General features: G+C 45.9%; 9 protein-coding genes and 1 riboswitch. Of the genes, 8 read left to right on the top strand and 1 reads right to left on the bottom strand.

Translation table 11 applies throughout. The features are described 5' to 3' along the window. The first annotated feature begins 94 nt into the window (after window positions 1–94). The 8 genes from JOE45_RS17640 to hprK all read left to right on the top strand — a co-directional run bounded on the left by JOE45_RS17640 (window position 95) and on the right by hprK (window position 12923). Window positions 95–418, top strand: a complete 324-nt coding sequence (locus JOE45_RS17640) for a DUF485 domain-containing protein (RefSeq protein WP_210023067.1) — start codon at window positions 95–97, stop codon at window positions 416–418. Between the two features lie 3 nt (window positions 419–421). Then, window positions 422–1966 carry a solute symporter family protein gene (locus tag JOE45_RS17645; protein WP_210023066.1) on the top strand — a complete coding sequence of 515 codons (1545 nt, stop codon included), beginning with the start codon at window positions 422–424 and terminating at the stop codon, window positions 1964–1966. A 264-nt stretch (window positions 1967–2230) separates the two neighbouring features. Next, window positions 2231–2623, top strand: coding sequence for an S-layer homology domain-containing protein (locus JOE45_RS17650; protein WP_210023065.1), 393 nt, complete (start codon window positions 2231–2233; stop codon window positions 2621–2623). 129 nt (window positions 2624–2752) lie between these two features. Further along, a riboswitch (cyclic di-GMP riboswitch) is annotated at window positions 2753–2836 on the top strand. Window positions 2837–2928: 92 nt separating this feature from the next. Continuing rightward, a complete protein-coding gene (locus JOE45_RS17655; RefSeq protein WP_210023064.1) occupies window positions 2929–4704 on the top strand; it encodes an S-layer homology domain-containing protein in 1776 nt (591 codons plus the stop codon). Between the two features lie 230 nt (window positions 4705–4934). Then, complete coding sequence (locus JOE45_RS17660; RefSeq protein ID WP_245247368.1) at window positions 4935–5978, top strand: inorganic phosphate transporter; 1044 nt, start codon at window positions 4935–4937, stop codon at window positions 5976–5978. A 167-nt stretch (window positions 5979–6145) separates the two neighbouring features. Continuing rightward, the gene (locus tag JOE45_RS17665) at window positions 6146–7132 is read left to right on the top strand and encodes an oxidoreductase (RefSeq protein WP_210023594.1); all 987 of its coding nucleotides are present in this window, start codon (window positions 6146–6148) and stop codon (window positions 7130–7132) included. Window positions 7133–7347: 215 nt separating this feature from the next. Next, window positions 7348–11562, top strand: coding sequence for an AAA family ATPase (locus tag JOE45_RS17670; protein WP_210023063.1), 4215 nt, complete (start codon window positions 7348–7350; stop codon window positions 11560–11562). Window positions 11563–12014: 452 nt separating this feature from the next. Beyond that, complete coding sequence (gene hprK / locus JOE45_RS17675) at window positions 12015–12923, top strand: HPr(Ser) kinase/phosphatase (RefSeq protein WP_210023062.1); 909 nt, start codon at window positions 12015–12017, stop codon at window positions 12921–12923. A 65-nt stretch (window positions 12924–12988) separates the two neighbouring features. Here the strand turns inward: hprK and JOE45_RS17680 are convergent, their stop codons facing one another. Next, a complete protein-coding gene (locus tag JOE45_RS17680; RefSeq protein ID WP_210023061.1) occupies window positions 12989–13186 on the bottom strand; it encodes a cold-shock protein in 198 nt (65 codons plus the stop codon). Window positions 13187–13190 lie beyond the last annotated feature (4 nt).

Below are 13190 nucleotides of genomic sequence, written 5' to 3' on the forward strand. Positions count from 1 at the left end.
CTAAGAAGAGACGCTATAATAGAATTGAAGCGCTTACAAAAACTTGCTGTACCTGATTTCATTAGGTGCGGCGCATAATGTGGAGGGATTCGCGATGAAAAAGAACCAGTTAACGTACAGCGATATTGCCCGTTCTGAGCTTTTTCGCAAGCTGATGAATAAGAAGAAACGGTTTATCATTCCGATGACGCTCTTCTTTCTTGCTTTTTATTTTACCCTTCCGGTTCTTACCTCTTTCTCCAACGTGTTGAATACACCTGCCGTCGGCTCGATTACTTGGGCGTGGGTGTTTGCTTTTGCCCAGTTCATTATGACGTGGGTTTTGTGCTCCCTCTATTCCAAGCAATCTGTAACCTTCGACGCGATTTGTGAAGAAATTAAAAAGCAAGTGCATTCTGTGGAAAGAAGGGCGGGATAATCCATGAATACAGCCTTCTTGCTGTTTCTCGTTATCGTTCTCGGCACGCTCGTGATTACTTATTACGCCTCCAAAAAAACAAAAACAACAAGCGAGTTTTATACGGCCGGCGGAGGCTTGACCGGCTGGCAGAACGGGCTTGCCATAGCGGGTGACTACATGTCCGCCGCCTCCTTCCTGGGTATTGCGGGAATGGTTGCGCTGTTCGGCTTTGACGGATTTTTCTACAGCATCGGGTTCCTGGTTGCTTATCTGGTTGTGCTGTATCTCGTAGCCGAGCCGCTTCGAAATTTAGGGAAGTATACGATGGCCGATATGATTGCCGCCCGTTTCGATCATAAGAAGATTCGTGGCGTAGCTGCGATCAATTCCATCGTCATTTCCATCTTCTACATGATCGCACAGCTGGTCGGTGCCGGCGGCCTTATCGCTCTTCTGATCCCAAGCCTCGATTACACAACCTCAGTGCTCATCGTGGGTGTCCTCATGACCGTGTATGTTGTTTTCGGCGGTATGACGGCAACGAGCTGGGTGCAAATTATCAAATGCGTATTGCTTGTCGCCGGTACGTTTATTATTTCGCTCATTGTTTTCGCCAAATTCAATTTCAGCATCGGGCATATGTTCGACGAGATGCGAAATGCTACCGCGCTGAAAGAAGCTTTTTTGAATCCCGGCAACAAATTCGGGAATGGACTCGATACGATTTCTCTAAACCTTGCCCTCGTGTTGGGGACGGCCGGACTGCCGCATATATTGATCCGTTTCTTCACGGTTAAAGACGCGCCTACGGCACGCAAATCGGTAGTCGTCGCCACTTGGGTTATAGGCCTGTTCTACGTGATGACCGTGTTCCTCGGCTTCGGCGCAGCGGCTTTCGTAGGTAAGGATGCCATTGTGAGCGCAAATGCCGCAGGCAATATGGCTGCTCCTCTCCTGGCTAGAGCCCTTGGCGGAGAATTTTTGTTCGCCTTTGTATCGGCCGTAGCTTTTGCAACGATTCTGGCTGTTGTCGCTGGTCTTGTGCTTTCTGCCGCTTCCGCCTTCGCCCACGATTTCTACAATCATATTGTTCGCAATGGAAAGGCGAACGAGAAGGAGCAAATCAAAGCGGCGAAACTAGCTTCCGTCGGCGTAGCGATCATATCGATCATTCTTGCACTGTTTGCGCAGAAGCTGAATGTCGCGTTCCTTGTAGCCTTAGCTTTTGCTGTGGCAGCCAGTGCCAATCTGCCGGTTCTTTTGTTCACGGTATACTGGAAAAGGTTCAATACAGCGGGAGCGGTTACAGGCATGATTGTCGGCGTACTCAGCGCACTCATTCTGGTAGGCATCAGTCCTAACGTCTGGGATCCGGTAGAAGGTAAAGCGATTTTCGTCGGCACACCGCTCATTTCGCTTACGAATCCGGGGATCATCTCGATTCCGCTAGGTTTTTTGGCCGCTTTCCTCGGAACCTTCCTTTCCGCGAAGCGGGATGATGTGAAGTACGATGAGATATTGGTCAAAGCGAATACGGGAATACAGGATTTGGCTCAGGCCAAATAAGGGTTGAGTTTTAGCAAGTTCTGTTCAAATACAGCAGCTTTGAGCAGCCATTGCCGTTCGATTGAACGGTGATGGCTGCTTTTTCTTTTCTTATCTTCAGTAACCTATGAGAGAGCCCCGACTCCCTGTTCCAACCTTGACTATTTTTCAAAAGAAAAAATATAGGACAACGGACGGGTATCGAATTTTAACGGCGTATTTACTAATTATATGGATATATAAAGTTAGTCCTATATTCCTGTTTTTATGATGGGGGGCAATGATATGCTGTCAAAGATTAAGGAGTGGATAGGTAATAAGGATCATCGAGAGACAAGGGGAATCCGGAAATATGTCCTGCCGCAAATCGACAAGCATGTTCAATGGATTCAACATACAAGCGATTTGAATAAAGTAAGCAGCGAACTGCAGATGAGGGTTCAGCAAGGCCAGGATGATACGATGATGATTGCCGTACTTCAAATGGAATTGGTTGCAGATGGCGAGGTCTATAGTGATAACTCGGACATTTCTGAATGGGCAAAGGCTGTAGTTTCTACCGCTACTTCAGCAGGACTAATGAATGGTTATGAGGACGGTACACTAAAGCCAAAAGGGAATACAACCCGTGCCGAAACCGTAACCGTAATGCTTAGAGCATTGAAGTTTAAAATATAGTGTAAAATCAGCCGGCCCCTCTAGGTCGGCTTTTTGCATAACCGCCTAATCGACATTTCAAAAAAATGTCGACACTTGTCAGATAACGGAAAACTGTTATAATGAGCTTGAAGCTATTTTTATAAAAAAACTTGATAAAGGCAAAATCATTGAAAGGTGATGACGCAAAGCTACAGGGGCTAAGGTTTTGAACTATGCCAGCCAGTTGCCGAGAAAGCTAGTAAAACACACAAGCTTATCTTTGCGCAGCGCAGATAAGCTTTTTTTGTGTTTTATAAGAGGTGTTTAGTCCAAGGAGGCGTATGATGAGAAAGCTTCGTTATGTAATGCAGGTATTCATGATTTCATTATTGGTGTTGAGTTTGGCAGGACAAAGCTTTGCGGCTGAACCGGAAACAACGGATTCAAGTGCAAATCGTAGTGCATTAAACCTTGGTTTTAATGACTCGGCAGAAGCAGCCTGGGCAGCGGAATCTATTGGGAAGATGAAATCCAAGAATGTATTGTCCGGTTATGAAGACGGCACTTTTCGTCCTAATCAGCCTGTTAGTCGTATTGAAGCCGTAGTTACGGCTGTTCGGCTCATGGGACTGGAAGAGCAGGCCAAAGCAAAGCCGGGTGATAGCAAGCTCCACTTCAAAGATGCTTCGATCATCGATAGCAATTACAGCTGGGCCAAAGGATACGTTATCATCGCTTTGGAGCAAGGCCTTTTCGATACTTCAGAAGAAAGGCTTCAACCGAATACACCAGCAAGCCGGGTTTGGGTAGCGGGCCTACTAGTAAAAGCTCTGGGGCTACAAAAAGAGGCGCTTAGTCAAATGACGGCCGTTCCGGATTTTAAAGATGCTGGAGATATTCCGGCCGGAGCGGTTGGATATGTAAACATAGCTGTTCAACAAGGCATTGTTAGCGGTTATCCTGATGAGACGTTCAAGCCCAATAATAACGTTACACGCGCTGAGATGGCTGCACTGCTCGTAAGAACCAATGACAACTTACTTGAGCAATCCGGAGCGGTCACCATCAAAGGAACAATAACTGCGTTGAATTTTGACCGTAATGTGACGGACAGTGTCTATTCCAGTACGTATGGTTCCATCGCAGTTCAAAGCTTTAATCAAGATTCATTTACCTATAAAATTTCGCCGGACCTTGCAGTTCCGTACAATCAGCGGTTTATTCCGGCATCCCAGCTCCTTGTAGGCGATGTGGTGTCACTGACCGTTGAGAATGATGTCGTGCTGGAAGCAAGCTTCATCAATAAAGAGACGGTTGATGAGAAGACAGCCGGAATCAACGAATTTAAAACGGATATCGAATTAACGTCAGGCAGTGAGATTGAATTAAAGTATAAGAATAACGATGGAAAGATACGTGCCGAGGTTGAAAAGAAAACCAAAGGTGAAAAAGGCAAGGAAAAACTGAAGGGAGACGAAGCGGTTCAAGCCGTAGAAGATTTCCTTAAACAGGCTGCGTTTACACCTCAAATGACGAAGCAAGAGATCGTCAATCAAATCTTAACAGCGCTGGAAGCGGAGATTAGCGAGGTTAAAGAGCTGGAAATCGAAATCAAGTTCTCGAACGGCAGTAAAGTTGAAATTGAATGGGAAAATGAAGACGAGAAGTCTGAAGAAAAGTCTCGCAAAGACAACAGAGATAACAGAGATAACAGAGATAATAGAGACAATAGAGACAATAGAGACAAGGAGCAACGGCCAGAAAAAGAAGCCAATGCTCACGGGATCGAAAAGTTTGAGTTAGAGATCGAGCTGTCCGATAAGCAGAAATTAAAACTCGAATATAAAGATGATGATGGAAAAGTCGAAGCTAAAGTGGAAAAAGATAAAGAGAAAGTATCCGGAGATAAAGCAATCCAAGCAGTAAATGAGCTTTTCGAACAAATGAAACTGTCTGAAACTATGGACAGAAGCGAAATTCAAAAAAGCATATTCACTTACCTTCAAACAGAGGAAAGTGATGTGGAAAAATTCGAATTGGAAATCGAGTTTTCAAGCGGTAAAAAAGTTAAAGTAGAATTTGAAAACGACAATGACGATGACGACAACGACGAAGATTAAGAACGATTCTCCCTAATACAAAGCACCTTAATCCATTTTGGTGGGTTGAGGTGCTTTTTTATTTGTATCCCATTCTTTGGTTAAATTTGATTGACGGATATACCAGGTTGAGCTAAAATGAGCACATAACCTATAAAACATACCAAAATAGTTGGATATAATTCAGGGAGAAATGTGGGATTACCTTGTCGATTTTAATTGTGGCTATAGCGATTGCATTGTTTTTTGCAATGAACATTGGGGCAAGTGGTGCGGCGGCTACGATGGGAGTAGCTTACGGCAGTGGCGCGATCAAGCGGAAATACCTCGCGCTTAGTTTGGTTGCCGTCGGCGTATTCCTCGGTGCGTATCTCGGCGGTGGAGAAGTCGTGAAGACGTTGGGCTCGGGAATTATTCCATCGGATTTACTGAATGTACATTTGGTCATTATCATTTTACTGGCAGCTACCGTTACTTTATTTAGCGCAAACCTGATGGGGATTCCGTTATCTACAAGCGAGGTAACCGTGGGTTCGGTCGTAGGAGTGGGTGTTGCCTACGAGGTCTTGTATGTTAAGAACATTTTAGTCATTGTTTCGTTCTGGATCATTATTCCGATTGTAGCCTTTCTCTTGGCCTGGGGCCTGGGGTATGTCATTCGGGGACTGGAGCGCCGCGATGCCAGGTGGAAAGGCGAAGGGGATGGCTGGTGGAGGAAGGGCCTGATAGTGCTTGTTCTAGCCGCCGGATTCATTGAGGCTTTTTCTGCCGGTATGAACAATGTCGCGAATGCGGTAGGTCCTCTTGTAGGCGCAGGCTTGATGAGCGTAGGTAATGGGGTATTCTGGGGAGGCCTATTCGTTGCGGCAGGAGCGCTTCTTCTCGGAGGAAAAGTGCTGGAAACCAACGGGAAAAAGATCACGAAGATGTCCTTGCTTCAAGGAACGGTCATTTCTGGAACGGGTGGCACGCTGGTTATTATCGCATCTCTTTTTGGCCTTCCCGTACCGCTCACACAAATTACAACAACGGCCATTCTGGGCATTGGTACGGCTGATCATGGCTTTAGTTTGTGGCAGAAGGGCATTGTCGTAAAAATATTAAAGGTATGGCTGGTCTCTCCGCTCCTTTCCCTAGTGGTCTCCTTTACTTTGGTAAAGTTGTTTATGGAGCCGGAACCGTTTTTGTTAGTGGTCATGGTTGCCGTATTTATTTCCATGCTGGGAATCAAAAGCCTTTACGATACCATGCAGGCCGAAAGACGTGCGATGAATGATGAAGGCGGAGGCATTTAATAACGAGTCATAGGAAAGGAGCCTGGCCGATGTGGCAGGGCTCCTTTCTGCATAGGGTCTGCTCTTTAACCGTTACTCCCTGCCTTCAATAGGCTAAAAGTTTAGTTTTTCTCTTAAGGCGATAGGATTATAATAAAGGTACATTCGTCGTCTAAGGAGTGATTACTATTAAAGCGTTCAAGGCATTGGTTGTGGATCAATCGGGCAACGATGTAATAAGCGGCATACGTGAACTGACTTTTGAGGATTTGCCGTCAGGCGAACTATTGATTCAAGTCGTCTACTCCAGTGTAAACTATAAGGATGCATTGGCCTGCATTCCGAATGGAAACGTTATTAAAAGCTACCCCTTTATTCCCGGTATCGACCTTGCCGGGATTGTTAAGGCCAGCACAGATGATCAGTTTCAAGAGGGAGACGAGGTATTGATCACGGGATATGAGCTTGGCGTGAGCCATTTTGGCGGTTTTAGCGAATATGCCAGAGTCTCCTCCAAGTGGGCGGTCAAATTACCGCAGGGTCTTTCTGCAAAAGAAGCGATGATATTCGGGACCGCAGGATTTACGGCGGCTTTATCGGTGCAGGAATTACAAGACGGTAATGTGTCCGCTGATCAAGGGCCGATTCTGGTGACAGGAGCTACAGGAGGAGTGGGAAGTATGGCTGTGGCTATGCTTGCCAAATTGGGTTACGAAGTCGTGGCCAGTACAGGGAAAGCCGATCAGAAGGAACATTTGATGAAATTGGGAGCCGCGCGGGTTATTTCCCGGGAAGAGCTTGTCCCTGAGAAGATCAGGTCTTTGGACAAACAACTATGGGCTGGCGCCATCGATTGTGTTGGCGGGAAATCGCTATCGTATATTCTAAGCAGCACACGTTATGGCGGGGCGGTAGCCGTCAGCGGCTTAACGGGAGGCACAGAACTGGCTACGACCGTGTTTCCCTTTATTCTCCGCGGAATACGACTGGTAGGAATCGATTCTGTCATGGCTTCTATGGAAAAGCGGGTCCGGATATGGGGCCGGTTGGCCTCGGAATTAAAGCCTGTTATGTTAGACAGCATGTACACGGAAATCGCTTTGGAGCAAATTCCTGACGTCGTTCAGAGCATCCTCAAAGGCCAGTCTCAAGGCAGAACACTAGTTAAGATATAGTCTAGTGAGGATGCTAAAATCTACAACTATGTAAAGCAGTGATCGCAGAAAACGCTCTGTGATGACTGCTTTTTTCTTTTGCAGCTGAACCTATTTTTGGATCAAGTGTTAACTTAAATAAATAATAAGTAATACGATGAAATATTAATTTCAATTTATGTTATTTAAGAGTATGATATGGGTAGAAATGATTTTGTTTTGGGGGATCTGCTGCTATGACTAATATGCAACTGAGACACTACCTAACATTAAACGAAATCGATACTCGGTTTTTTTTAAAAGCAGCCATAAGGTTGACTACGCTGATAGGTGAACTCCATCAACAAGGGATCAATCAACTCAACGTAAGTCCTGACAATATATCTTATGATCCTGAAAGCGGCCAGCTGGATTTCATCGATTTGAGTTCAACAAGCTCAGATGCTTATATGTCGCCAGAGCAGACGGGAAGGATCGGTCGTAACGTCGATCACCGGAGCGGGTTGTATAGATTAGGTATCACTTTCTATGAGATGCTCGCAGGACATCTCCCTTTTGAAGCTGAGAACAATAATGAATGGGTATATTTTCATTTAGCCGTTCGCCCTAAGCCGCTGTGGGAACTGCGTCCTGAAATTCCGCGGGCAGTGTGTGAATTGGTGATGAAATTACTTTCCAAGAATGCGGAGGAGCGTTATCAGAGCGCATATAGTCTCCAATTTGATCTAGAACGATGCAGTAAGGAATGGGAAGAGTCTGAAGCCATTGGTCTTTTCACGCTAGGAGAATGGGACAAGAAAAGTCGGTTTCAACTGCCGCCGGCTTTGTACGAAAGGGAGAAGGAGCTGAGGGTGCTTCTTGCCATGTTTGAGAGGACCTCCAACGGTTCTAAGGAATTGTTTTATATCAGCGGTCGATCCGGCAGCGGAAAAACGGCACTTATCAAGGAATTTCAATCTAGAATTGTCCATCATAAGGGCTATTTCATATCGGGCAAATTCGATCAGATGAAAAAAGAGATTCCATATACTCCAATTATTCAAGTGTTACGTGAATTGGTGCGGCACGTGTTAAGTGAAGATCCGAGACGGATCTCCATATGGAGAATGAAGCTGATAGAGACGCTGGGTCGAAGTGGAAGGGTCATTACAGAGGTTATTCCTGAAGCAGCTTTCCTGCTAGGCGAACAAAAACCGTTAGAGGCCTTGCCGTCCGCGGATGCGATTAACCGGTTTAAATTTCTCTTTATGAGGTTTATCAAAGTATTCGTGGATAAGGAACGTCCGTTGGTGCTTTTCTTTGACGACGTTCAGTGGGCGGATCAAGCGTCGCTCGATTTCATTAAACTGCTGGCGGCAGACCCGACTAACCATTATATGGCCATTATTGGAGCTGGTCGGCTCAACGCTTGGGAAGAAGGTCCTCCAATAGAGGAAGCGATATCCAAGTTTCAAAAGGAAATTCATTCCGATATTCAAACGCTGCATCTTGAACCGCTGCACTTATCCAGTATTGCCCAAATTTTGGCCGATAGCTTGCAGGAAAGCCGGGAAAGGGTAAAAGCTCTGGCGGAAATTATTTTTCAAAAAACGGGTGGAAACCCATTTTATATAAAGCAATATCTCCATTCGATTCATAGCGAAAAGCTTCTTCGTTTCCATATGGAAACAGGGGAATGGGAATGGGATCTCGATCAGATTAAGGGACGGGAAGTGAGGAATGATGTCATTGGGCTGATCTTGGAGAGGCTCAATAAACTGCCGGAAGACACGCTCTATGTGTTGAATGTGGCGGGAACGATAGGGAATACATTTGATTTGAAAACGCTATCTATCGTGACTGCTCAAAAAACTGCACAGATAGCAGGTAATGTATTGCCGGCATTAAGGGAAGGATTGCTCTTGGCGTGCAAGGATCCCGGTCCATCCGGGCAAGAAACGGATAATCAAGCATGGGAAGAACCTGTCGAAACGTATACATTTCTGCACGATAAGGTACATGAGGCTGTGTATAACCTGATGCCTGAGGAGCAGCAAAAACAACTCCATTTGCATATCGGCCGCACGTTGTTGGAAAACTGGAGCACAGAGCAGAAAGCGGAGCGAATTTTCGAACTCGTGTATCATCTAAATAAGGGGAGCGGACTCATCCGCGATCCGGCGGAACAAGTTGATCTTGCGAAGCTCAACCTTCAGGCCGGCATCAAGGCCAAAGCCTCCATCGCCTTTGCTTCAGCGCTAGGTTATTTCAATATGGGCATTGAACTTATTCAAAGAGAATCTGTTTTATCCGACGATGCCTTATTTTTCCGGCTGTTGATTGAAAGACCGGAATGCGAATACTTTTGCGGGTATTTGGAACAGGCGGATGCGACGATTGCCGAGCTTTTTGAACGGGCAGACGATCCTTTGGATCGGGCTAGAATAGCTCTGATTCAAGTCGAAATGTATGCGTACCTGAAGAATAAAAAAGCCTTATCGGTGGGCTTGAAAGCGATGAGGGAGCTTGGACTGCATATTCCAACCCGAGTGACCAAGCCCACTATGCTTTGGAAGGTCGTGCAATCGAATTTTATATTGAACAAGACATTGGACCAACTGCCTCACTTACATGAAAGCAGGGACCCCTATGAGCAAGTATTAGCTGACATCACCATGGCTGTAGCAGCGTCAGCAGTGATTGAAGATCCAGAGTTGTCCGTCATGTTGTTTGCAACTTATGTCATGCATGGATTAAAATACGGCAAAACACAAGCGTTCCCTTTTATCCTCGGCTCTTATGCTACCGTGCTCTGTCTTGGATTCGGGAGATATCGAACGGGCTTCCGGTTGGCGCAGATTGCGCTTCAGCTTGCCGAAAACTATGATAACCCTAAGATGAAAGGCAGAATTCATTTTATTTTCGGTCTGATTTTACAATATCAACACCCGAATGATTCTGTCGCCCATTTTCAGAAGTCCAGCCAATTCGGCTTACAGTCCGGTGATATGAATTATGTCGGGTTCTCCATGGCACTTCTAGCTAATAACTCTACTGGAGATTTGAATCAATTAGATGTATTATGTAACGAATATTTTGAGGCGGCATCTCGGTTTCTGGATTCCATGATCATGAGGCATCTTCAAATCGTAGCCCAGTATATCGCGGCGCTGCGGGGGTTAACCCTGCATCGAGCGAGCTTTAGCAACGAAAACTTCGATGAAACGTCGTTATTTAAGGAAACGGAAAGCGTAACCCAAAAAAAGCAGTATTTTTATTACTATGCTTGCAAGATTGAGGTTTGCTATTTATTTGGCTATTACGAGGAAGCGCTGGCATGGGCCAAGGAAACGGAGACCAAGAGTGAACGAACGTATTCTCCCGTCATGGTTCATAAACACAGGCTCTATCATTACCTGAGTATCGTAGCTAAGTATCCTTCTGCTTCATTAAAAGATAAACGTATTTATTTAAAGCTGCTTACAAAGCAGCTTCGTGAGATGAAACGATGGGCCCGCAGCTGCCCCCAAAGCGCATTGCACAAATATTATTTGATGGATGCGGAAATGCAGCGCTTAAAAGGAAATGAGCCTAAGGCGCTTAATCAGTACAACCTTGCGATAGCCTCTGCCAAGGAGGAAAGCCTGATTCAATATGAAGCGCTGGGCAATGAGCTCACGGCTGCGTATTATTTGGCGGCGGGCAATCCTACGCTTGCTAAAGCCTACATGATGGATGCTGCCCAGAAATACCGTCTATGGGGTGCCACAGAGAAGGTTAAGGCTTTATGTGAAGCGTATCCTGATTTAGTGCCGGGAGCATACCTGGAGGATGAACCCGCTGAGCAAGTCATCCCCGCGGGAAGTGCCGCAGCTCCTTCTTTGAAGGAGCTCATCGAAACCAATGAATTAAGCGATACCTCCATCATGAATCGAAATTTCGATTTAAACACGATTCTTCAAGCAAGAAATATTGCTCCGAATGCAAAGATCAGCATTCTGGAACAATTTTTGAATTTAGCTATCGTTCATGCGGGTGCTGAAAGAGGATATATTGTTCAGGAAATCAACGGGGAAATGATCGTGGAGGCGGAGCTGGATAAGAAATTGGACAGGGAGGGACGAGCCCATGTTGTTACGGACTTTGACAAGGGGCGTCATTATTCCAAAGCCGTTGTTCAATATGTGATCCGAACACAAGAATCCGTGGTTCTCGGCGAATCGTCGTATGGTTTGTTTACGGCTGACCCATATGTGGAAAGAAAACAACCGAAGTCCATACTGTGCATGCCTATCCATTATCCTGGAAATTTTAGGGGGGCGCTCTATTTGGAGAATAATTTGATTTCGGATGTTTTCACTGCCGACCAAACCGAAATATTAGATATTGTGCTAACCAGGATGCTCTATTTGAACACCGTCCGCATAGAAGCGGAGCATCAAGCACCGAAAGCAGGCAGAAGAGAGCGCTGACGATCGCGTGTTTTCATGATGTAATTACTTTTCAAGAAGGTCCCCTTTCACTCTTCCTTCATCAGTGTCAAATTGAACCTTAACCACGTCAAAGATCTCCTCCCAGCGATCTTTGACGCGGTTCCACTCCTGTAACGGCTCTGGTCGCCTGGTATTGATATGCCCGATAAATTTTAGACTATAGCGTTTGCAGGCTCCGATAGAAGTCCGATGAGAGTACCACCTGCGGGTCATAAAATCGTTTTTTCCTTGAATAAATCCATAACCGGTCTCCCGTAATTTAGTCCAAGTTATGTTTACCAAATCCGTCACTTCTATACCTTCATTGGCAGCTGTTATCAGAAGGGAAACGAGTCATCATGTAGAATTAATATGGCATAGCCTCAAATATCGAAGAGTTCAGCTGCTAACCGGGTAAAGTAGAAGTAGGGGTTGAGAGGAGAGATTCAAGGATGAAGTCTGTAACAGTAAAAGATTTGGTGGATCGCTTCTCATTAGAAGTTCTTGCTGGGGAGTCACACATGCATCGGACGATACCCAAACCGCGGGCATACCGTCCGGGACTTGAATTTGTTGGATACTTCGAATTCTTTTCTCATGCCCACGTGCAGGTACTGGGTAGAAAAGAAATCAATTATTTACATACGCTGAGTGAAGAAGAACGAAACCATCGCATCGGAAACATCGTGAAATACCATCCGCCTTGCTTTGTGGTCACCCGCAATCAGGAAGGGCTGAAGTATTTGCTGAAATATTGTGAGGAAGAGGGAATCCCTCTGCTGCGAACGCATGAACCCACCTTCAAATTTCTGGAGCTGGTGGACACTTATTTGGCCAAAGCCATGGCCCCGCAAATCGCTGTGCATGGGGTTTGTGTCAATGTATCCGGCATTGGGGTTTTGCTTCGCGGTAAATCCGGCGTCGGCAAAAGCGAGACCGCTCATACGCTGATTCGACGCGGGCACCGGCTGGTGGCCGATGACATCGTGGTTTTGCAAAAAATCGGTCCAGAGACCATACTGGGAACCCATGATGGCAAAACGAGAGAGCTTCTAGCGCTTCGGAGCATCGGACTGATCAATGTTTCACGTCTTTACGGCAGGAAAGCGTTTCAGGATGAAACTCGTATTGTTCTTGATATCGAACTAACCAAATGGCAGGAGCATGCTTTGAATAATGAGCTGGAGCTGGAGCCGAAATTTACCGAGTATATGGACATTAAAATTCCGCATATTGAAATTCAACTTCAGCCCGGAAGAGATGTGGCGGGACTGGTGGAGGCGGCAGCCAATAACTGGTACCTCCGTCAACAGGGGTACAGCGCGGCGGAGGAATTCATTAAACGGCTGGAAAAAGGATAGGAAAGTTAAGTGTACCCAGAAAAAAACAGCTTCCAGGTTGTTCTCCTGGGAGCTGTTTTTTATTCTTACTTTTTATAGGTATTGACGAGGACCGGAAGCATCCTGGTATCGCGAACCATAGAGGAAGCGCAAATTGGGCAAGCGGGCTGCTCCTCGAAGGAGAAATCATCTCTCATCCAACAACTGCAATCTTCTTTGCTGCAGGTCCAAACCGCCGTTTCATCCTGTTGTGGAGGCTCAGAGCCCCGTTTGGAAAAATACATGATC

This window comes from Paenibacillus sp. PvR098, from assembly GCF_017833255.1.
Lineage (GTDB): Bacteria > Bacillota > Bacilli > Paenibacillales > NBRC-103111 > Paenibacillus_G.